Source organism: Pseudomonas sp. GNP014, assembly GCF_054344005.1.
On the sequence record NZ_JBTGUS010000001.1, the window covers coordinates 3,838,352 to 3,863,140 of the forward strand.

Consider the following 24,789-nt stretch of genomic DNA (forward strand, 5'->3'; position numbering starts at 1 on the left):
TAGGAGAGCGACTGTTGGTCGGATGACCTTCAGGTCCGGGTTTTCACTGGCGTTATATTTCTGACGGTTTTTTGTTTATTCAAAAACAATGGCTTGTCCGTCTATTTTGTCGCCGCTTGTTAAGTGGATGACTTGTTGACGGCGAAAAATCGCCCGACCTAAGTCTAATTTTTGCGCTGGTGACCCGGTCTGCAATGGCTCGGAGCCCTGCGGCCGGGCGGGTTAGCTGCTATTAATCAATGGGCGTCAATACGCATGGCCTTTTCAGGAGCGCGTTATGAATCCGTTTATCCGCATCGGTATTGCCGATGATCACCCTCTACTGCGTGAAGGTGTTGCCAACACGTTGAGAAAAAGGGCAGATCTGCAAGTCGTGGAACAAGGCGGCAATGCCGACGAGGCACGGGATATTGCTCAGCGGATGAGACCGGACGTGATGCTGATGGACGTCAATATGCCGGGCGACGTATTTGCCGCAGTGAAGTTCATCTCCACGCAATTACCGCAGGTGAAAGTGCTGATGCTGACGGTGTCAGAGTCTGAGGATGACGCCTATTCAGCCCTGGAAGCGGGTGCGCGCGGATATGTGTTGAAGGGCGTCAGCGGACCGGATCTGGTGCTGGCGATCCGTTCGATTGCCAGGGGCGAAACCTTTATCACCCCAGAGTTCGCCAACAAACTGTTGAGCAATTTCAAGAAACATGAAGCCGAAGTCCGCAAGATCGACCTCACTCATCGGGAAGAGCAGATTATCCGCGAAGTCTCGAAGGGCCTGACCAACAAAGAGGTGGCCTCCAAGCTGTTCATCAGCGAAAAAACCGTCAAGTACTACATGACCTGCGTGATGCAAAAGTTGCATGCACGCAACCGGGTGGAAGCGGTCACGGCGCTCAGGCGCCACTGGGAGCGCGAGGCTGTCGGGCGATTGCACATCAGCCCGGCGCCAACGCCTCTGGATGTTCACGGGGGGTCCTGATTACCACTGCAACTGTGCACTGATGGCGGTGCCGACGCCCGGTGAGGACTCGATACTGAACACGCCGCCCAGTGACTCCACGCGATAGCGCAAACCGGCCAGCCCCAGCCGGTTTCGTCCGTGGCCATCGACCACTAAAGCGTCGGCCGCCATGCCCGGCCCGTCGTCTTTGACGGTGATGGTCAGTGTTCCTTCCTGGTGATGCGCGATGATCCTCTGGCCTTTGCCCTGCGCATGTCGGTAGGCATTGTTCAGTGCCTCTTGCACAAACCGGTAAAGGCACAGCTTCACCGGTAGTGGTGCCGCGTCTGGCAAATTTTCGATATTCAACTGCACTTTGCTGCCGGTGCGTTGTTCATGCCGCTGGGCCACCAGCTGCAGTTCCTGCGTCAGGGTCAGGTCGTTGATTTCCGGAAGGGCCAGGCCTCGCGAAAGGTCGCGCACCTCACGCAAGGCGTCGGTAGCGGCGCCGCGGATGGTTTCCAGCGACTCCTGATCCAGTGTTGTGCAGTGCTCGGCCAAGTCATCCAGGCGGATCAGAATCAGTGTCAGCAGTTGGGCCGGCCCGTCATGCAGATCGGCACCAATGCGGCGCAGGGTCAATTCGTTGATGCGCGAGAACTCCTGGGTCGCGGTGTTGATTTTGCGATGCAGGGCGGCGTTGCTGATGTGCAGGCGGGTCTGCTCCAACAGCCGCATTCGCAGGGTCACCTGTTGACGCTGGATGATCTGGTCGCCACGCCGGACAATGAAAAACAGCAGCGTCAACATCGCCAGCGTGGCCGTGCCGACCACCATCCACACTTGTTGACGGACGCGGTTGATTTCCTGTTCCAGGCTTTCGGCTTTTTCGTAGAACTCGCCCACGGCGATGATTTTCCGGGTGCTGAATTCGCGCAGTGGCGCGTAGATTTCGTACAGCGGTACGTTGAGCTTGCGCTCGAATTCGTTCTCTTCCTGATCCAGGTCTTCAAGGTCGGTGACCACATTGCCTTTGAGCGCCTCGGCAATTTCATCCATCGGGAACTGGCGGTTGGTGATGGATTTGTCTGTGCTGTAGACCACCGTGCCATCGCCACGCCAGATTTTGATCGAGACGATGTGTCGCTTCAGCGAGCGGCTATCCATGAGCCGATCCAGGGATTTGACGCTGGTCGGGGACAGGCCGTTATCGCGACTCATCTCCTGCACGTACGGCTCCAGAAACGCTTCCATGTAATGCGCGCCCGCTTCGGCAGCGCTCTGCACGGCTGCACGCTCGATGCGTGCACTCACCAGTTTGCCGACGAAAAACATCGTCAGCCCGAGGATCAGTGCAGCGGCCAGCACAAACTGGGTGGAGCGGCTCAGATGGCGGGTGCGCTGCTTGAAGCGCCAGCGCCAGAGTCTTCCGTGGACAGGTCTGGGTTCGACCAAAGTCTCAGACTCATCGGCGACAAAAGTCTCGATTTTTGATTGGACTTTTGCATCTTTTGCCATCGCGTCGATTTCCTGATGATCGTGGTAAGTCGGTTGAAAAACCTTGCGAGCCAACGGATATCCGGAGTTTGCCATGTACCAGCTAAAGCGCTTCACCCTCAACAGCAACGATATTTCGTTCCTCGAGCAACAGGTGACGTTTCCGACCATCCATATCGTTGGCTACGACAGCGCCGGTCAGCCGCTATACGGCTATGACGGTTCCGATGGCAATGTCCATGTGCTCGGCTTGCTGGGTAGCTTCAACCCACTCGACACACCGCCCGGTGAAACCGTCTGGTACAACGGCGCCCGCGATCCGATCGGTCTGCGCAACGTCTCCGGCCATTTCAACAACCTGACTCAGGACGGGCAAAGCTGGGGCAGTTTCGGGCAGAACTTCATCCGTTTGACCCATTCGGACTACAACCACTACGTCCAGCAAAATCTGAGTAACGACGCCTTGGCCGGCGCCGGCGTTCCGGCAGGCGCCACGCCCATGACTGACAGTAGTTCACTCTATAGCGATCCGACAGCATCGCTGGTGGACTACACCCCGCGGATGATCAGCCAGACCATCGTCAGCGGCGGGGTCACCTTCGCCACCGACGCCAATGGCCATATCCAGCACACCGCCACGGGCGTGGCGATCGTCACCGATCCGGGCATTCTCGGCACCATCGGTGAAGTCGACACCAGTGCGCCGGACTCCGGCCAGTACTACATCCGCAACCAGAACACCGTGTCAGGCGATCCGTCGACCACCGGCTGGTTCACCCTGTTCGGGCAATTCTTCGACCACGGCCTGGACTTCATCAACAAGCCCAACCAGAACGCGACGATCACCATTCCGCTGGCGCCGGACGATCCGCTCTACGGCACGATCGGTCCGGATGGGCAGCCGGTTTATTCGATCAAGGTCCACCGGGCCTCCGTGGCTGAAGTGGACGGGCAGGGGCAGGCACAGTACGTCAACCTCGACTCGCCCTACATCGATCAGAACCAGACCTACGGCTCCAATGACGCGGTCACGCAGTTGTTGCGCCAGTGGGTGGCCGATCCCAATCACCCGGGGCAATTCATTGCCGGCGCGGCGCTGTTCGATGGCACGACCCTGAGCGATGAAGCCGCCTGGACACTCAACGGCGTACTGACCCACCAGACCCTGCCGACCTTGAGCGAATTGCGCGCCCATGTGCTGGCCACCGGTCGTGACGATCTGACCTGGGACGACATCGCCAACTTCCGCGTGCGCGATGCCCATGGGCATGTGCTCGATGCCGATCCCAACACCGCTGGCGTGCAGGCGGTGTACACCCGTGAGGCGTTGTTGCTGGACATGAACCCGCACTTCGATGATGCGCACATCGACCAGGCCCGACTGATGTCGCTGGACGCGCACATCACCAGCATCACCTTCGATGCCAACAACCCTTACGGCATGGTCGTCAATTACGATAATGCCGGGCCGAAGAATCTGTTCAGCTTCGTCAACTTTGCTGATTTCACCATCAGCGCGGCAGCGGGCAGTGCCGATTACGCAGTGGCCAACGAACTGTTGCTGCAATCGGTGGGCGATCACTACATTGCCGGCGACGGACGGGTGAACGAAAACTTCGGTCTCACGGCGATCCATCACGTGTTCCACGAAGATCACAACGTGCAGCTGATCAACCTGCAGAACGAAGTGCTGAGCCAGGCTGACGTCAATGTCCGGCACAACTGGCAAGTGCAGATCAGCAATGGCAGCGGCGGTTTTTACAGCGACGCCAATGGCAACTTCACCCTGGCCGACGGCGTCACGGTGTCTTGGGATCAGGACAAATTGTTCTACGCCGCCAAACTCACCGTGGAGATGGAATACCAGCACGTGGCGATCGACCAGTACGCCCGGCTGATCACGCCGGATCTGCCCGAATTCGTCACCTATGACTCGGGGATCAACACCAATATCTCGCTGGAGTACGGTCAGGCCGCATTCCGCTTCGGCCACTCGCAACTGCGCGAGACCATTGATGCGCTGGAGAAAAACGCCAGTGGTGGCTACGACCTGACCGGCGCGATCACCCACTATGCGCTGGAGCAGGCGTTTCTCAATCCGGGCGGTTTTGCCGAAGTGGGACCCACCGCAATTGCGCTGGGCATGACCCGGCAGATCAGCAACGAAATCGATGAGTTCGTCACCCCGGCATTGCAGCAGGGCTTGCTCGGCCAGCCACTGGACCTGGCGACCATCAACCTGGCGCGCGGTCGAGATCTGGGGCTGCCTACCCTGAACCAGGCGCGGCAGCAGATCCACGATGCGTTGATCGCAGAACGGGCCTCGCCGGCCGGTGCGCAGCACCACACTAACCTGATCGTCGATGGCCTCACGCCCTATACCAGCTGGAGCGACTTCGCCAACAACATGATTCACCCCGAGTCGCTGGTGAACTTCATCGCGGCCTATTCGTTCGACGGTGATGTGGCGCACGCCCAGGCGATCATCGATGCCGATGCGACGGGCGTGACCACCAACTACGCCGGTGGCAGTGTGACGGCAGAGCAAGCGGCCTATTTCCTCTCCGGCGCAGCCGATCCTGCCGGCAATCACGTGGCCGGTTATGACGGTTACAACGCGATCGATCTATGGATCGGCGGCCTGGCGGAAAAGCACGTCTATACCGGGCAACTGGGGACCACCTTCAATGCGATCTTCGAGGATCAGATGGAACGGTTGATGGACGGTGACCGTTTCTACTACCTGTTCCGCCTCGACCTCGGTTTGCCGGCGATGACCAACCTCAACGAGCAGGTGGTCACCGAGCAGTTCAAGGACATCATCGAACGCACCACCGACGCACGGCACCTGGCCGGGGATGTGTTTGGCTATGCCGACAGCTACATCGAGTTGAGTTACACCGACTCGGGCGCCAGTCCGACCGCGTACAAGAGCGAGCACAAGTACGGCACGCTGATCGAAGCCAACCACTTGGGCGTCTATTCCACCGGTGGCGTTGGCGGGATCGGTGGCAACGGCTTGCTGGTGAGCCTGAGCAATCCGGAAACCCATACCTCGCAAACCTATATCCGTGACTACCGGCCGGATCAGGGCCAGAACCCTGACGGCACCGCAGCCGTAGGCTACAACTCCCACGAGGTGCTGGTCGGTACCGACTATAACGACTGGCTGGATGCCGGCGACGGCGACGATACGATCTATGGCGAGGGTGGCGACGACATCCTCGATGGCAAGTCGGGTGCCGACCATATCTACGGTGGCGCCGGTAACGACGTGATCTACGGTGGCGACATCGAAGACTTCCTCGATGGCGGGGATGGCGACGACACCATTTATGCCGGGACCAGTGCCGGCGTCCTGGATGTGGTGATCGGCGGCAACGGCAATGACCACCTTTACGGTGAAGCCGGGATCGACGAACTGTACGGCGGTGCCGGTAACGATTACATCGATGCCGGTGGCGACACCGACCTGGTGCATGGCGGCGACGGCAACGATGAAATCTATGGTGGTGACGGCCCGGACATCCTGTTCGGCGAAGACGGCGACGACATCATTTCCGGCGGTTCCACCGGCGACCAGGAGTTCGGCGGTGCCGGCGACGACATTTTGCTGCCGGGGCTCGGTGGTGCTCCCGGCCAAGGTGACGGCGATGAGGCCATTGGCGATGTCGGCTTCGACATTGCCGCATTCAGCGATGTGAACATTGCGCTGGATGCGGCGGCGGATCTGAACAACCAGAATATCGTCGCCGCCCCGGGCACTGGCGTGCTGTTCCAGCCGTTCAACGCCTTGCTCACCGACATTGAAGGGCTGATCGGTTCGCGCTTCAGTGACAGTCGGCCCAACAGTGCCGTGCCGGCCAATCCGACGGCCGGCCTGATCGGCAGCGCCACCGAGAACTGGCTGATTGGCGGCAGCGGCGACGACGTCGCCCAAGGCAACGGCGGTAATGATGTAATCGTCGGCGACTCGATCAAACTTGCCGACCTCAATCACTTGCTCGCCAGTCAGGGCTTTGCCGAGCATTTCACCGGCCTGCAAGCCAGTCGTCCGGATTTCATCCTGGGTGATAACCATGCTGCGCCCGGTACGGCCGATGGCGCAGCCGATACCGCGATCCTCAGTGGCAACTTCGCCGACTACAGCATCACCAAGTTCACCGACACCCGTCCGGGGGGCGAGTTGATCACCGCGTTCAAGGTGGTGGATCTGCGCGTGGGGGCTGCGAATGTCGACGGCACCGACATCGTGATCGGTGTCGAGAAACTGCGCTTCGCCGATCGCACGGTCAATCTGAGCATCACCAACCATTTGCCCACCGGCAATGTTGCAGTGTCGGGATTTGCCACCGCGCCCGCCACGCCGAGCCGGCCAGTGCCAACGCAGTATCGGCTGACCGCCAACACGTCGGCGATTCAAGATGCCGACGGCTTGCCGGGCCCAAGCGGCTTCTCCTATCAATGGCAAGCACTGGTGGGCGCCGCGTGGCTGAACATCGCAGGCGCCAATGCTTCGACCTTTGCCCCGACCTCGGCGCAGTTTGGTCAGCAGGTGCGAGTGCTGACCACCTACACCGACAATAACGGCACCGTGGAGCAATTGACTTCAGATCCGACGGAAGCGGTCGGACGCTTCATCGAGGGCACCAACTTCTTCAGCAATACCCTCAACGGCACCAACTATCAGGACATCCTGATGGGCTATTCAGGTAACGACGTGCTCAATGGCGGTCTCGGCTCGGATCTGCTGGATGGCGGTAGTGGCAACGACACGATGCGTGGCAATGCCGGTAACGACATCTATATGGTCGACGCCAATGGCGATGTGGTGCAGGAAAACCTCAATGAGGGCACCGACACTGTGATGTCGTCGATCAGTTACACCCTGGGGGCCAACGTCGAAAACCTGACCTTGCTCGGCTCGGCCAATATCAATGGCACGGGTAACGCTCTGGACAACGTCATCACCGGCAACAGTGGCAACAACCAGCTCACCGGGCTGGCCGGCAATGACACGCTGTCGGGGGGCGGTGGCAACGACACGATGCTGGCGTCGCTCAACGATGGTAACGACCATTATGACGGCGGCGCCGGGACCGACACCTATGACCTCTCCGCCACCTCGGCGGCGGCCACGGTGGATTTGCAGGCAGGCACCTCAACCAGCACTCAGACCGGCAGTGACACCCTGACCGGCATTGAAAACGTCAACGGTGGCTCTGGCAACGATCATATCCTGGGCGACAGCACCAGCAACGTGCTGCAAGGTCAGGGCGGCAATGACTGGCTGGACGGTGGCAGCGGCAACGACACGCTGGTGGGTGGGCAAGGCCTGGACAGCGTGTTTGGCGGCCTGGGGAATGACGCTTTGCGCGCCTCGGTCAACGACGGCAACGACAGCTACGACGGTGGTGGTGACAATGACACATACGACTTGTCGGGTACGTCGGCCAGTGCCACGGTCAACCTGGCGACCGGTCTGGCGAGCAGCTCGCAGACTGGCAACGACACGCTGATCAACGTTGAAAACGTGATCGGCAGCAGCGGCGCCAACACCTTGACCGGTGATGCTGGCAACAACGTCCTGACGGGGCAGGGCAGCAGCGACACACTCGCTGGCGGAGGTGGCAGTGACACGCTCGAGGGCGGCGGCAATCGCGACACCTTGTCCGGCGGCACAGGCAATGATGTGTTCGTTTTCTCTGCCACAGGCGACTCGGGAACGACGGTTCTCACGCGCGATGTCATCAATGATTTCACTCAGGGGCAGGACCATATTGATCTGTCGCTGATTGACTCGCGAACTTCCGGCGCCGGTTCGGCCGGTAATCAGGATTTCACGTTCCTCGGCGAATGGAATGGCGTGGGTACCGAGTTCAGCAATCAGTCACAACTGAAGTACCACTTCGTGAACGTTGGCGGCGTGGATCACACCTATGTGGAGGGCAATGTAAATTCGGGATCTGGAGCGGATATTCAAATAGATCTGGTTGGGCATGTTGCGCTGACAGCGAGTGATTTTGTTGGCGTGGTTTGAATCGGCAACCGGTAAAAAAGGCGCCCACCTCAGGGAAGGGGCGCCTTTTTCGTGAGCGGCACTTGGCGGTCAAGGAATTGAGTTCGGCACCGGCTGAATCAAATCCTCACGCGAAGCCTCTCAGCGGTTGAGGAACGCCAGCAGATCCTCATTCAACGCCTGCGCATGCGTCACTGCAAACCCGTGCGGCGCACCGGCGTAGACCTTCAGTTCAGCGCCCTTGATCTGTGCCGCCGCCTGTTTGCCGGTGGTTTCGAACGGGACGATCTGGTCGCCGTCGCCGTGGATCACCAGGGTCGGCACGTCGATTTTGCTCATGTCCGGGCGGAAGTCGGTTTCCGAGAACGCGGTGACGCAATCCACTGTGCCTTTGAGCGAGGCCATCAGCGCGATGTTCAGGGTTTGCGTGAGCACGCCATCGGAGACTTTCTGGCCTTGGTTGGTGCCATAGAACGGTGCGGCAAAATCAGCAATGAACTGTGCGCGATCTTTCAGCAGGCCAGCCTTGATGCCATCGAACACCGACTTGTCGACGCCTTGCGGGAAGTCGGCTTTCTGGCCGAACAACGGCGTCACCGCGCCCAGCAGCACCAGGCCAGCAACTCGCTCGCTGCCGTGCCGGGCGATGTAGCGGCTGACGTCGCCGCCGCCCATGGAGAAGCCCACCAGGGTGACTTCGCGCAGGTCCAGATGCTTGATCAGCTGCGCGATGTCATCGGCGAAGGTGTCGTAGTCGTAACCGTGCCAAGGCTGTTCGGAACGGCCGAAGCCGCGACGGTCGAAGGCAATGGTGCGGTAACCGCGGCTGCTCAGGTATTCCATCTGGTATTCCCACATGTCCGCATCCAGCGGCCAGCCGTGGCTGAACAACACGGGCTTACCGCTGCCCCAGTCCTTGTAATAGATTTCGATGCCGTCGTGAGTGAAGAACGTGCTCATGAAAACTCCTTGCGTCAGGGTTCGCTGATGGGCGTGCAGATGCCGGAATGGCAGCCTTCACTATCTGCGCAAAGCAGGCGGGCGACTTGTATGCAGGTGCTGGGTTGCAATGACGTCTGATTGATCGCCAGGTTCTATGGTGCAACTTCGAGCGATTATTCGAGGGAGTATGAAGGCGTGAAACGCAAAAGCCTGCAGGGCAATGCCTGTCCGCTGGCCGGGCCCTGCAAACCGTGATCGTCGCGTTGTCGCAATGGGGCGGGGTTCATGTACGCGCCGGGTGAGCCGGGTTCGGTGATGGTCGATGCATAACATCGACAGCCGATTCGCAAACGGGAACTCAGGTCTGCAGAGGGTCGCTTATTGGCGCCCGATGAGGTGGCCACCCGGCTTGCTATAGAACACTGAGGAAAACCCGCACGAATCCCCGACAGACGGTAGAAACTTAAGTTTGACGTCAAAATGATGGCCATCTAACATCGCGCCATTATTTTGATATCACTTTCGTATCGAGGGATCGAACATGTCCTCACCCGCCCTCGCGGCGCGGCTGTGTGCAGTTTTGCTGTGCCTGTCTCCGCTTCAAATTGCGTTTGCCGCCCCCACCCCCGGGGAAACCGATCTGATTCGCGATCGCCAGAACCGTTTGCTCGAAGAGCAGCAACGGCGACTGGAAGAACTCAAGGACCTGCCGGGTAAAGACGTCAAACCTGCGCCACCGACGGCGCCCACGGATAGCCGTTGCTTTCTGATCAAGGACATCGAACTCAAGGGCGCCGACAGCCTCTCCGAGCGCGACAGGGACAGCCTGCTCAAACCCTACATCGGTGAATGTCTCGGTGTGCCGCAACTCAACGCGTTGCTGAAAGTCATCACCGACTACTACATCGAGAAGGGGCTGGTCACCAGTCGCGCCTACCTGCCACAGCAGGACCTGTCCGCCGGCCACCTGAAAGTGCTGGTGGTCGAAGGCAAACTCGAAGGCCTCAAGGGCGCCGAGAACAGCAAGCTGTCGGACCGCGAACTGGCGATGGCATTTCCTGGCAAGACCGGTGAGCTGGTCAATCTGCGCGAAATCGAGCAGATGGTCGATCAGCTCAATCGCCTGCCGTCCAATCAGGCCAAGATGGAGCTGTCACCGGGCGAGAATGTGGGTGGCAGCACGGTGCTGGTGACCAATACCCCGCAAAAACCCTGGCGTGCCGGCCTGTCGCGCAGCAACGATGGCCAGCGCAGCACCGGCGAGCAGCAGTGGGGCACGACGTTCGATTGGGACAGCCCGCTGGGCCTGGCCGATCAGTTGAGCCTGCGTGGCGGTCACGATGCGATGACCGATCACCAGCACACTTCCAGCAACGCCATGCTCAACTACAACCTGCCGTGGGGCTGGTGGAACTTCACCTACACCTACAGCCAGAGCGACTACCGCTCGCAGATCGCCGCCAACGGTTACAACTTCAAACAGACCGGCGACAGCGAAAACCACCAGGTACGCGCCGAGCGGGTGATTTATCGCGATGCCGTCAGCAAGACCTCGCTCAGCACCGGCCTGTCGTACCTGCGCACCAACAACTTCATCGAAGACAGCAAGCTCAAGCTCAGCAGCAATCGCATCAGTGAAGCGCAGTTCGGCATCAACCATGGCCGTCGCATCGGCAATGCTTTCGTCAACTTCGATGCGGGCATGCAGGAAGGCATCGGTGCGTTCGACGCCCAGGGCAGTCACGATCCGGGTCCGGGCGAACCGGATGCGCGCTACCGCAAATACACCGCGACCGTGAGCTACCTGCAGCCGTTCAAGCTGTGGGGGGAGTCGCTCAGTTTCAGCAGCCTGATGACCGGCCAGCGCAGCGAAGATGTGCTGTTCAGCCCGCAGCGCACCAGCCTTGGGGGCTCGTCGTCGATTCGCGGTTACAAGGATCAGTCGTTGTCCGGCGACAGCGGCGGTTACTGGCGCAACGATCTGCGCTGGGCGCGTCCGGTCACGGCCCAATGGCTGCAACCGGTGTTCAGCGAATACGGCACCAGCATCGGCTATGACCAGGGCGTGATCCAGAACGGTCGCTACAACGGTGATCAGCACGGGCGCATGTCGAGCAACTCGCTGGAACTGTTCGCCCGCGGCCAGCACGTCGCCGCCAGCGTGACATTCGCCCATTCCCTGGAACGACCGGATGTGCTCACCGAGCGCGAAGCACCGATCTATTTCCGCCTGGATTTCTTCATCTAATTACAGCCTTTCGGGATCATCGACATGGACGTTCGCCAGTTCGCCTTTTTTGCAGCCCAGCCATCCGCCGCCTTGAAAAACCGTGATTTGTTCCTCGGTATGCCCAAGCGCGGACTGGCGTTTCTGCTGGCCAACGTCATGTTCTGGCAACCGATGTGGGCGCAGGCCGACGGCATCGTCGTGGCCAACCCGAACACCTCGCTGGACCGTGCCGGTAACGGTGTGCCGATCATCAATATCGCCACGCCCAACGGCAGCGGTCTGTCGCACAACCAGTTCAACGATTACAACGTCGGTGCTCAGGGCGTCATCCTCAACAACGGTGCGACGCAAACGTCGAACACTCAGTTGGGCGGGCACATCATCGGCAACCCGAACCTGAAAAACAGTGGTTCGGCGTCGACGATTCTCAACGAAGTCGTCAGCGGCAATCCAAGCCAGTTGCGCGGCTACACCGAAGTGGCGGGGCAGTCGGCACGCGTTATCGTCGCCAACCCGTATGGCATTACCTGTAATGGCTGCGGCTTCATCAACGCCCCACGGGTGACCTTGTCCACCGGTAAGCCGGTGCTCGACAACGGTCGTCTGGATCGTTTTCAGGTCGATCAGGGCAGCGTTGCCATCGAAGGCGCCGGCCTCAATGCCAACAACGTCGACCGCTTCGAAATCATCACCCGCAGTGCGAAGATCAACGCCGAGATTCAAGCGCAGAACCTGACCATCGTCGCCGGGCGCAACGACGTCAACGCGCAAACCCTCAATGCCACGGCCCGCGCCGATGATGGCAGCAGCAAACCGCAGCTGGCCATCGACTCCTCGGCGCTGGGCGGGATGTACGCCGGGACAATCAAACTGGTGGGCACCGAGGCCGGGGTCGGGGTGAAACTGGCGGGCAATCTGGCCGCCAGTGGTGGCGATATCCAGATTGATGCCAACGGTCAATTGACCCTGGCGCAGACCTCGGCGGCCACTGCTGTGAACGTCAAGGCCAACAGCTTTGATGCCCAAGGTCCGGTCTACGCCGGCACCGCTCTGAACGTGCAAACCCAGGGTGATCTGAGCAACCAGCAAAGTCTCGCCGCGCGCGACAGCATCAGCCTCAGCGCCGGCGGCAGCCTGAGCAACAACGGCGTCATCGAAGCCGGGGTCAACGCCGACAATAGCCGCAACAACGCCGGCGACGTGAACCTGAGTGCGCAGAACCTCAACAACAACGGCAAAAGCATCATCGCCAGTCGCAACCTGACGGCGAACGTCGGGCAAACCCTGAACAACCAGGGCGGCACCTTGAGCGCCCAGCAGGCCACGCGCCTCACGGCCACCACCCTGGACAACCAGAACAAGGGCAACGTTCTCGGCAACTCGACGGTGCAGTTGAACGCCAGCAAGGTGCTCAACACGCAGGGCGTGATCAGCAGCAGCGGCAACCTCGGCGCCGATCTCGGCGATCTGAATAACCACGACGGCGAGATCTCCAGCGCCGGCACCACCCGTATCAACGCGATCACGCTGGACAACAGCGACGGCCAGGTCACTGGCGACGTCGCGCTGAACATCGGCTTGATCGGCGCGCTGAACAACCGCAACGGCGTGCTGGGTTCCGGTGCGAGCGTCAGCATCACCGCCGCCAGCCTCGACAACAGCCATGAAGGCAGCCTCGTCAGCGACGGCAGTCTGACTGCACGCATCACTGGCCTGTTCGACAACCAGAGCGGCGACCTGAGCGCCAAAGGGCTGGTCGATGTCCAGAGTGGCAGTCTCGACAACCGTGGTGGCAGCGTGGTCGGCAAGGATCGCCTGACCTTGCGCAGCGATTCCGTGGACAACCGCGGCGGTAAAGTTCGCGCGACCAAAGACCTGCAACTCAGCGTTGGCACACTCGACAACCGCGACAAAGGTCTGCTCGATAGCCAGGCCGCCGTCAACTACACCGGCACGCAACTGGATAACCGTGGCGGTTTGCTCAGCGCAACCGGGCCGATGATTATCGGCGTGACGCGCATTGACAACAGCGTCGGACGCATTTCCAGCCAATCCGATCTTACCGCCAACGTGGCGCAGTTCATCAACCAGGGCGGCAAGCTGGTCGCTCCAGGCGCCTTGTTGCTCACCGGCCAGTCGCTGGATAACCGTAACGGCGGTCTGGTATCTACCACAAACGCGCTGAAACTGACGGTCGATGACATCGACAACCGCGGCGGTGAAATCTCCAGCACCGTCGATGTGAGCGTCATCGGTCAAAGCCTGAACAACAGTGACAGCGGCAAGGTCCTGGCCGGAACTACCCTTGGCTTGACTGTGGCCCGGGTCATCAATCAGACCCTCGGACAACTGTTCAGTGTGGGCAACTCGACGCTGGTCGGGCAAAGCCTGGACAACAGCGGCGGCAGCTTCGTGACCCGACAGGGCAATCTGGACATACGTCTCGATAATGCCTTGAGCAATATCGAAGGTCTGATCAGCAGCGAAGGAACGTTGACCGTACACGCCGGCAGTCTCGACAACACCCGCAGTCACCTGTCGAGCGCCGGCGCCCTGGCACTGACTATCACGGGCAGCCTGAACAACCAGGCGGGTTCGATCGCCACCGACAACGGGCTGAGCCTCGCTTCACAAAGTCTGGATAACAGTCAGGGCGGTTTGATCAGCGGCAAGAAAGCGACCGCGCTGACCACTGGCGTCTTCAACAACGCCTCCGGCGGCAGTTTGATCAGCGGCGACACCCTGGACCTCAACGCAACTGAGGTGAGCAACGGCACCGGTAGCCGGATCGCCAGCGAAAAAGCGCTGACCGCAACGGTCACCGGCTTCGATCAGCAGGGCGGTCAACTGTTCAGCAAAACCTCCCTGAGCCTCGACCTCAATCACGGCCAGTTGAACAACCGCAACGGCCTGATTAATGCACCACTGCTGGTGCTGAAAAACCTCAAGGATGTCGATAACCAGGGCGGTGAAATCTCCAGCGCCCAGGCGTTCACCCTGACCGCGCAAAACCTCGATAACAGCAACAACGGCAAGTTGATCAGCAATCAGGGCCTGACCCTGCGCATCGAGCAACTGCTGGCCAGCGTCAAAGGCCTGATTTCCGCGCAGAGCGTGGATGTCAAAAGCGCTCGACTGGACAACAGCGGCGGCCTGATCACCAGCCGTGGCACCCTCGGGGTGACGGTGGACGGTCAACTGGTCAACCAGGGCGGTACGCTGATCGCTGACGATGAGCTGAACCTGAAAGCCGACAGCGTCGACAACAGCGAAGGGCACATTGCCGGTAAAGCCGACGTTATCGCCAACGTCGCGACGCTCAATAACCAGCACGGTGAACTGGTGGCAACCGCCGGGCTGAAGCTCACCGGCAACAGCCTCGATAACCGTAACGGCGGCCTCGTCGGCGCGAATGACGCGCTGCAACTGACGGTCGATGCGGTCGACAACCGTGGCGGCGAGCTGTCCAGCCAGGCTGACGTGACGCTGCTCGGCAGTCGTCTGGACAACAGCGACGGCGGCAAGCTGATTGCGCAAGGTGCGTTGACCCTGACCGTCGACGAAGTATTCAACCGCGCCAAGGGCCTGCTGTCGGGCAAGACCGACCTGACCCTGACCGGACGCAGCCTCGACAGCACTGCGGGTGCGCTCCTGAGCCAGAACAATCTGAAGCTCGACCTGAGCGGCGATCTGAATAACAGCCAGGGCCTGATCAGCGCCGAGGGCAGCCTTGGCGTGACGGCGGCGAGTCTGACCAACAACCTCGGCAGCCTGTCCGTTGCCGGGCCGTTGACATTGACCACCACCGGCGTGGTGCTCAACCGCGGTGGTCAGATCGTCACCGACGCCAGCCTCAACCTCACCAGTGCCAGCCTCGACAACAGCAACGGCGGCAGCCTCAGCGCCAAAGGCGCGATGGTGGTGCAGACCGGTACGCTCGACAACAGCCACAACGGCAAGTTGAACAGTGGCGATACGCTGGACCTGAAGGCGACCCAACTGACCAACCAGGACGGCGGCCGCATCGCCAGTAATGCCGCCCTGACCGCGAACGTTACCGGTCTGGATCAGCAGGGCGGTCAGCTGTTCAGCAATACGTCGCTGGATCTGGACCTCAATCACGGTCAACTGAACAACCAGAACGGCCTGATCGGCGCGCCGTTGCTGATGCTCAAGAACCTTCAGGACGTCAACAACGACGGCGGTGAGATCTCCAGCACCCAGGCGTTTACTGTGACGGCGCGCAGCCTCGATAACAGCAACGGCAAATTGCTCAGCAATCAGGCCGTGACGCTGCGCATCGACCAGGCGCTGACCAACCTCAAAGGCCTGATTGCCGCCGCCGCGCTGGACATCAAAGCCGCCAGCCTCGACAACAGCGGCGGCACACTGACCAGCCGCGCGAATCTGGACCTGAACCTCGACGGCCTGCTCACCAACCAGAACCTGGGGCTGATCAATGCCACCACGGGCCTGACTATCAACAGCAACGGTCTGAACAACCAGAACGGCTTGCTGCTGGGCAGTGCAATTGCCATTGATTTCGCTGCAGCCACCGCAGACCTGAACAACGACGGTGGCTTGATCACCACCGAAGGCCAACTGAGCATTCAGCACCTGCGTGACTTGACCAACCGCAGCGGCAAGATCGCCAGCAGCCAAAGTATCGACCTTGTTGCCCGCAGCCTCGATAACAGCAACGGCAAGCTGGTCAGCAACAATCGGCTGAATCTCAACACCGGTGCATTGGTCAACCAGAACGGGGTGATCTCGGGGGTGCAAGGCCTGACGGTCAACGCTGCCAGCCTCGATAACCGCAACAAGGGCACGCTCTCTGCCAGTGATGGCAACCTCAGCGTGACGTTGAGTGGGGATTTGCTCAACAGCGGCGCCGGGGCACTGGTCACCCAGAAAAACCTCAGCGTCACCGCAGCCAATCTGGATAACAGCAACAACGGCGTGGTCTCCAGCACCGGGGCGCAAACCCTGACTGTCAGCGGTTTGCTGAACAATGCGGCGGGTGGTCTGATCGCCACCGATGCGACCCTGGCGCTGCAAGCCATGACGCTGGGCAACGCCGGCGGTACCGTCAACGCCACACAGGACCTGAGCTTCACCGGTACCACCCTGGATAACACCGGTGGCAGTCTGGTCGGCAATGGCGCCGTGACCCTCGACCTGCTCGGTGCCCTGACCAACACCAACGGCAAAATCGCCAGTGGCGGCACGTTGTTGCTGCAACGCGCCACGCAGATCAACAACCAGGGCGGTCAACTGGCCAGCCAGGGCCTGATGACCCTGTTGAGCGGTGGTCTGGACAACCGCAACCGTGGCACCGTCGCCGCCAGCGGCCTGTTGACCATCACCACAGCGGGCGCCATCCAGAACAGCGCCGATGGCTTGATCTACAGCCAGAACGGCGACCTGCAAGTCCAGGCCGCCAGCCTCGCCAACGCCAAGGGCACCGTACAGGCGCAAGGCGCCGTCACCGTTGTCAGCACCGGCGATATCGACAACCAGAGCGGCCGAATCCTCGCCACCACCGGTGATCTGTCCATCAATGCCGGCCAGCTCGATAGCCGTGGCGGTGTCCTCGCCAGCCTGCAAGCGGCGTTCACCGCGCGCCTGACCGGTGTGCTGAAAAACGGCTATGACCTGAACAACAATCGTCAGGGCGGGGTGATCCAGGGCCAGCGCTTGAACCTCAATGCGGCGATGGGCCTCGACAACTATGGCGGCCGTATTTCCGCACAAAGCGGCGACGCCATCGTCGTGACCGGCAACTTCGATAACCGCAATGGCGGGCTCTACGCCAAAGGCAAAATCGACGTCACCGGCAACAACTTCGACAACAGCGGCGACAACGACGGCCAGATCGCCGGCCAGCAGATCGACCTCAACCTGACTGGTGCGCTGAACAACCGCCTGGGCATCATCGAGAGCGACAGCACCCTGGCGATCAAGGCCGCCAGCCTCGACAACCAGACCGGCCAATTGCGTGCCCTTGGCACCAGCGGCAAAACCAACTTCCAGATTGGCGGCCTGTTCGACAACCGCAACGGCACGCTGGAAACCGCCAACACCGACCTGACGCTCGGCGCCGGCAGCTTCCTCAATACCGCTGGCAGCCTGTTGCACGTCGGCACCGGCACGTTTGACATCTCCACCAACAACGTCATCAACGCCGGCGGCACCCTCGTGACCCGCGGTGGCCTGACCATCAGCACCGACACCTGGACCAACAGCAGTTCGATTCAGGCCGGGCGCCTGACCGTCAACGTCAACAACCTGACCCAGACCGCCAGCGGCCAATTGCTCGCCTCCAACAGCTTCACCGGTAACGGCGTCAACTGGTTCAACGAAGGCCTGCTGGCCAGTGACGGCAGCATGAACGTCGGCCTGAGTGCCGCTTATTGGGGCCCGGGGCGCCTCACCAGTCAGGGCGACCTGACCCTGAACGCTGCACAAGTCAGCCTTACGGAAGCCACCTCCAGCATCGCCGGGGGTGGCCAGACCACGCTCAATGTCAGTGGCCAACTGGATAATGCCGGTCGCCTGACTTCCGGCGCGGGCATGACCATCAATGCTGGCGGCGTGCGCAACTACGGCACCACGGCCGCCGGCACTGACCTGACTCTGACCACCGGTACTCTGGTCAACGCCAGCGGCCTGATTTTCAGCGGCAGGAACATGTCGCTGCGGGTTGCCGATTTCAATAACTACTACGGTAACGTCTACAGCCTCGGCAATCTGATGATTGACCGCAATGGCCAGGGCGGGCTGGCGAACTCCATCGTCAACCGCTCTGCATCGCTGCAAAGCGACGGCAGCATGACGCTGGCGGCGAGCTCGATCCAGAACATCCGCGACGTGCTCACGGTCAACAACGCGGGTATCTACACCGCGCGCATCGGTGAGGTCACCTGTATCGAAGGGGTCAACGCCGGTGACTGCAGCGGCAAGCAGAACCACGCCTGGGAGATCGTGCAGCGCGAAAAACTCGAGGTCACTGCGGCCAGCGCTGCGTCCAGCATCACCGCAGGTAGCAACCTGACCATCAATGGCGGTGACCTGCTCAACCAGAGCAGCACCATCGCCACGGCGGGCAACTTCACGGCCAACGTGGCGAACCTGACCAACAGTGGCGTGGAAACCGGTGAGACCGAAACCACCCGCATCTACATGTCCGAGCGCACCCGTAACGCGGGTGGCTGGTACAGCGCAGCAAGTGCCTTCACCAACCAGTACTGGTATGAAAGCAGCGGCTACGACGCCAATAATCTGGGTGGTCTGCAGGGCGGTATCGCCAACTTCATCGGCATGACCGAACGGGAACTGCCGGGGCTGGGCAGCACCCGTAAAATCGCCGGCAGCGACCAGAGCTATTCCGCCGTCATTCAAGCCGCAGGCGCGGTCAACATCACCGCCCAGAACAACATTGATAACAGTGTCGTACGTCCGGGCTACACCTATATCGGTAGCGGTCCGCGCACCGGCACCGGAGCGGGTGGCAGCCAGTTCTCCACGCGCGTCACTGTCAATCAGCAACTGCCGCCGAACCTCGCCCAGCAGCAGGTCAACCCAGTGGTGTTGCCGGGCTTCGCGCTGCCGACCGGGCAGAACGGCCTGTTCCGCCTGAGCGGTCAGGAAAGCACCGCCCCGGTCGCGACCGGCCCGCAGAGCTGGACCATGGGCGGCGCCAGCGTCAACCCGAGCCAGCGCGATCAAACGTTGCCAGGCGTGCAGACGCGCAACATTCTTCTGACGAACAATGCCTCGGCCTCAGCCAGCAACGTCAACCTGAGCACCGTCGATCACCAGACCCAGCAACAGGGTGGCGGTGCCAGTGCGATTGACGTCAGCACGCCGGCAACTGACGCCAGCGGCGCGACCCTGCCGGGGCGCACCACTGCGTTCACCATCAACCGGGTGCAGGGTGTTCCGGCCAGTACTGGCCATTCCAGTCCGCAGAAATACCTGGTCGAAACCAACCCGGTACTGACCGACCTCAAGCAGTTCATGAGCTCGGACTACCTGCTGTCCAACCTCGGTTACGACCCTGATCAAAGCGCCAAGCGCCTGGGTGACGGCTTCTACGAGCAGACCCTGATCCAGCAAGCCGTGGTCGCTCGTACCGGTCAGCGGTTCATCGACGGGCAGACGTCCAACGACGGCCTGTTCAAGTACCTGATGGACAACGCACTCGCCAGCAAAAACGAGCTCAACCTTGCGGTGGGCGTCAGCCTGACCTCCGAACAAGTCGCGGCGCTGACCCACGACATCGTCTGGATGGAAACCGCCGAAGTCAACGGCGAGCAAGTGCTGGTGCCAGTGCTGTACCTGGCCAACGCCAACAACCGCCTGGCCCCGAACGGCGCCTTGATCCAGGGCAGCGACGTGACCCTGATCGCCGGCAAGGACCTGAACAACGCCGGTACCTTGAAGGCCAACAACAACCTGTCGGCCACCGCCACCAACGATCTGGTCAACAGTGGCCTGATCGAAGCGGGCAATCGCCTCGACCTGCTGGCCGGCAACAACCTGATCAACAAATCCGGCGGCGTTATCGCGGGTAAAGAAGTGTCGTTGACGGCCACTCGTGGGGACATCATCAACGAACGCACCGTCACCACCCACGAAAGCGACAGCGGCTACCGCAGTGAGCGCAGCGACTTTGTTGATAGCGCTGCGCGTATCGAGGCAGCCAACGGTCTGACCATCGGTGCCGGGCGGGACTTCAATAACACGGGGGGGATATTGAAGAGTGGCACGGACACCCTGATAAATGCCGGTCGCGACGTCAATCTTGTCTCGGCTGAAAAAGTTACGGGTGGGCAGCGTGGACTACATACGGATCAGACCATTACTCAATATGGCTCGGTTCTCGATGCTGGCCAAAACCTGACGGTCAACGCAGGCCGTGACATTACAGCGATTGCTAGCCAGATCGACGCCAAGCGCAATGTAAGCATAAGTGCCGTGGGTGATCTGACTCTAGCGTCAGCAGCAGATGAAGAGCACTCGTATACCAAGACCAAGAAAGTCACGAGTCAGGAGGATCATGTAAGCCAAGTGTCCACGACGCTGACGGCCGGTGGCACTGTTTCGCTGAACGCTGGTAAAGACTTGAGTCTCCTCGCCAGCCGGGTAAGCGCTGGTGAGGAGGCCTATCTGACTGCGGGCGCAAACTTGGCACTTGAGTCGGCGGAAGACAGCGATTACAGCTTTTACAGTAAGACCAAGAAGACGTCCTCCAAGAAGAAATTTCAACTTGATGAGACCAGTTCGGTTACCAACGTTGCCAGTTCGGTCACCTCGGGTGGCAAAAGCGTGCTGACCGCGGGTAACGATTTGTTGATTAAAGGCAGCAATGTCATTTCTGAGAACGGCAGTGTGGGACTTGGGGCAGGCAACGACGTGAATATCGTGGCAGTTACCGATTCGAGTAGCGGTCGCCACGAACGCAGCCAAAGCAAAAGTAGTTGGGGCGGTTTGAAGTCGAGCAAAGTTGACGATCAACTAACTGAAACCCAGACAATGGCAGTGGGTAGTTTGATCTCGGGCGATACGATTGCCGTCAGCGCTAAGCGGGACGCCGCTATTATCGGCTCGGCGCTTGTCAGTACTAACGATTTGGCTGTTCATGCCGGTCGCGATCTGACTATTGGTGCTGCAGAGAACACGTTTTCTCGAACCGAAATGCACAAGGAAAAGAATCACGACCTGACGGGCGTCTTGACTGCTAACAATCTGGGTATCGATGACATCACCGGCAACCAACATCTGTCAATCAGCGGCCAAAAACACAATGGCACGATGTCACAAACGACCTTGACTGGAAGCACGATAGGATCCAGCAAAGGGAACGTCAGTCTGGTAGCGGGCGGCGACCTCAGTGTTATTGCCAGTGATCTTGTCAGTACCAAGGACATGAGTCTTCGAGGTTCGAACGTCACCGTCACGGCAGGTATGGAAACCTCGCAGCAAAGCACCGTTGATAAATCCAATAGCCTTGCTGTAGGACGCGTTATTGGTGGTGCAATTATTGACACTGTCAATACCATTCGCTCTGCGGTGGAGGCTGCCGAAAGCGCGGATGATCCTCGACTCAAGGCCGTGAAACTGGCGCAGGCGGCTTTGGCCGCCTACAACCTCGGCGGTATGGCGTCGGATGCAAATGATCAAAAAACCGGATTCGCCGACAAGCAAGGTGGCACGGCCAGCAACGGGTCTCTGATCAAAATTGGCACCGAACTCGCTAACACCCATAATAAAAGCACCAGCGACTATACCAGTCAAACGGCGAAACAAAGCACACTCAATGCGGGTGGAACCCTCTCCATCGTTGCCAATGGCAGCGCAGCGCAAAATGAGGGTGATATTCATATCGTTGGCAGCAGCCTCAAAGCGACTTCTACTTCGTTACTTGCCAACAACAACATCATCGTGGAAAGCGCTCAGAACACCGCAAGCTGGTCCAATCACAATAGCAATAACAAAACTGCAATCGGCGCAAGTTTCAATATTGGCCAGCAAAATGGCTTTACCCTTGATCTAGGCGCTCAAGTCGCAAAGGGTATGGGTAATGGCAGTTCCGTTACCCAGATCAACAGCACGATCGACAGCGGTTCGTTGGTAATTCATAGCGGTGGCGATACGACTCTGGCAGGTGCTCAAGTTCATGCCGATAGCATCAAAGCGCTGATCGACGGTAACCTAAACATCATTTCTCGTCAGGACACGGAAGACCAGAAAAGCAAACAAGGCAGCGGCGGTTTTGGTGCCAGCATTTGCATTCCACCCTTCTGCTACGGCACAACTGTTACCGCTTCGGCCAACTTCGCTGCAGGCAACATGAACAGTGAGTACAAAGCCGTTAACGATCAGACCGGGTTATTTGCGGGTGCGGGTGGCTACAACGTTGAGGTCGGCAAAACCACAACTCTAGAGGGTGGTGTGATTGCCAGTGATGCCACGCCGGACAAGAACGTGCTGACAACGGATCGACTGATCACTCATGACATCAAAAACATAAGTGAAATCGACGCCCAGTCGGCAGGCGGCAGTGTTTCGGGCGGTCTTGGTGGTGCGGGGGCGTACGCCTCAGTCGGTGGTTTGTACGGCATCTCTCTCAATGAGTCTGACAAAAGTCACACTCGCAGCGCAGTGAGCGACGGTACGATAATTGTTCGCAACCCTGAAGGCGCCCGGGATCTGGACGGCCTCAATCGCGACACGGCGAATGCCAACGAAAGACTCGACAAGCCTGATCAGGATGCGATGAAAGAGCGAATCGAATTGGTGAAGAGTTCGATCGAGTTGGTGAAGGGTGTGGGAGATGCGATTGCTGCTGCGAAGATCAAGGAGGCTCAAGATCCGAACAGTGAGGCGGCACAGGTTGCTATCCAGAAGTTGAAAGACCAAGGAATCGTCAATCCTTCGGGCGAACAGATCAGCCAGCAAGTTCAGCGTGACTACGGCATGGGCAGCAGCTTCCAGAAAGCGTCTCAAGCCATTGCCTCTATTGTTCAAGGGGTGCTCGGTGGGAATATTGTTGGAGCCTTGAGTGGCGCAGCCGCTCCCTATGTCGCCCAAGAAATCAGAGACGCTACCGAGGGAGATCCGACAGCGAACCTCATGGCTCATGCGGTATTGGGTGCACTGGTTGCTAAAGCCAGTGGGAACTCGGCCCTTGCGGGAGCGGTGGGAGCGGTCGCGGCAGAAGAAATCGCTCGGATCATCAAGGAGGCGGTGTACGGTGGGGTCAGTAACGAGCAACTGACTTCGGAGCAGAAACAAACTATTTCCAGTTTGGCAACGTTGGCTGCAGGAATTGGTGGTGCTTCTGTTGGAACCGGCGCACTGGATGCCGTTGCTGCTGCGTTGTCCGGTAAGAACGCAGTGGAAAATAACCAGTTGAGCTCCAAAGATGCAGAAAATCTGATCAAGGAACTCGCTCAGGCGAATAAAAAAGGAGAATCTACCGAGCCAGTTTGGGAGAAATATAAAGCACTCAGTGCGAAACAACGTGCCGAGATGTTGGCTTCAGATTGTTCTGCGCCTTGTGCGATCTATTACCAGGCTGAAATGGAAGGTGGCATTGCCATTGCGGATGGCATCAGTAGTCTTGCGTGGCTTTTTGACCTGTCGGCGGAAGATGTAAAACGGATACGTCAGTTTGTCACCAAGGAAAACCAGAATGACATGGCGTTGTTGTACAAGTCCTTGCCAACGTGGGAAAAGGTCGCCTTGGTGGCTAAGGACACTGCCGAGGCGTTGGGCGCCGGTGGTTTAGCATCCAGAAGCAAGACCTCCGTTGCATCAGTGGTAGGGAAAAACAGAGGGAGTCCGATTCCGACTCTTGAGCCAACAGTTGCCTCAAATGGACTTACCTATCAATCGAACCCCAAGCATACTCCAGGTCAGATAGGGAACAGGCCTACTGCGGGCATTGAACCGAAAAACTCAATAGAGCTCTTTGGGCAGTCTATTCCCAGCCCGCAGACGTTTCCAAACAAAGTTGTGACCTATGCTAAGGACGAAAATGGCAACGTCCACCGATTTGAAGGGACGAATGGTGTGTTTCACTGGAATGGTAGTACGGGTGACGCCGGCAACCCATTGTCGGCCAGTTATATACCGGCGGCGGTGCAAAAGGCGCTAGGAGTAAGGTTGAAATGATTTACGGTGATCCGTTTATATTCTCAATTCAGTTTGATGTGGTGAGGGAATGGACTGATTCAAGTTGTTTCTGGGTAAACGGCTTGTTTTCGTTGTTTGTTGGTGGGGAAAGGCTCCTTGATGTCGTGGATGTTGTCGAGCTTAAAACGGCCGTGAACTTCTACGCAAAAATGGAATTTGAAAATATGGAGGAGGGCGATTCGGCGATTTCTGCAAAAGAATTATTTGCTTCCGCGCATCGTTATTTCTTCAAAGGGGAATCCGCCATTTTAGAAGGTGTTCAAGATCTGACTTGCACCTTCCTAGGAGACGCGGGTCTGTTTATTTATTTTCAAAAAACAGAGCATGCAGACAGATTGGTCTGGAGTAAGGACTTTGGCAACCTTGTCCATGAGGCGTTGCTGCCTCGTGGGGCAGTGGGTAGCGTAATTGAAGGTATTGAAGAATTGTAGATATTTAATATTGTTGTAGCTGGGCAGGTTT

The 24,789-nt window shown here is 59.2% G+C and carries 7 protein-coding genes; 5 read left to right on the forward strand and 2 right to left on the reverse strand.

Going from position 1 to position 24,789, the window contains the following annotated elements; translation table 11 throughout:
• Positions 1 to 277: 277 nt before the first annotated feature.
• On the forward strand, positions 278 to 976 hold the full coding sequence (locus tag ACXX9E_RS17315) for a response regulator (RefSeq protein ID WP_128615413.1): 699 nt from the start codon (positions 278 to 280) through the stop codon (positions 974 to 976).
• Here ACXX9E_RS17315 and ACXX9E_RS17320 read toward each other — a convergent pair whose 3' ends face one another.
• Positions 977 to 2,455 (reverse strand): sensor histidine kinase, encoded by a 1,479-nt coding sequence (locus ACXX9E_RS17320; RefSeq protein WP_186747179.1) that lies wholly within the window; start codon positions 2,453 to 2,455, stop codon positions 977 to 979.
• 73 nt (positions 2,456 to 2,528) lie between these two features.
• On the opposite strand from ACXX9E_RS17320, the gene ACXX9E_RS17325 reads away from it, so the two are divergent.
• Positions 2,529 to 8,474 carry a peroxidase family protein gene (locus ACXX9E_RS17325; protein WP_458555788.1) on the forward strand — a complete coding sequence of 1,982 codons (5,946 nt, stop codon included), beginning with the start codon at positions 2,529 to 2,531 and terminating at the stop codon, positions 8,472 to 8,474.
• Positions 8,475 to 8,594: 120 nt separating this feature from the next.
• Here ACXX9E_RS17325 and ACXX9E_RS17330 read toward each other — a convergent pair whose 3' ends face one another.
• Positions 8,595 to 9,413 carry an alpha/beta fold hydrolase gene (locus ACXX9E_RS17330; protein WP_123467908.1) on the reverse strand — a complete coding sequence of 273 codons (819 nt, stop codon included), beginning with the start codon at positions 9,411 to 9,413 and terminating at the stop codon, positions 8,595 to 8,597.
• A gap of 523 nt (positions 9,414 to 9,936) precedes the next feature.
• On the opposite strand from ACXX9E_RS17330, the gene ACXX9E_RS17335 reads away from it, so the two are divergent.
• The 3 genes from ACXX9E_RS17335 to ACXX9E_RS17345 are packed head-to-tail and all read left to right on the forward strand — an operon-like array spanning position 9,937 to position 24,758.
• Positions 9,937 to 11,643 (forward strand): ShlB/FhaC/HecB family hemolysin secretion/activation protein, encoded by a 1,707-nt coding sequence (locus tag ACXX9E_RS17335; RefSeq protein WP_458555789.1) that lies wholly within the window; start codon positions 9,937 to 9,939, stop codon positions 11,641 to 11,643.
• Between the two features lie 24 nt (positions 11,644 to 11,667).
• A complete protein-coding gene (locus tag ACXX9E_RS17340) occupies positions 11,668 to 24,306 on the forward strand; it encodes a two-partner secretion domain-containing protein (protein ID WP_458555790.1) in 12,639 nt (4,212 codons plus the stop codon).
• Entirely contained in the window at positions 24,303 to 24,758 is a 456-nt protein-coding gene (locus ACXX9E_RS17345) for an Imm42 family immunity protein (protein WP_222833120.1), read from the forward strand. The genes ACXX9E_RS17340 and ACXX9E_RS17345 overlap by 4 nt, the downstream gene beginning before the upstream one ends.
• Positions 24,759 to 24,789: the final 31 nt, after the last annotated feature.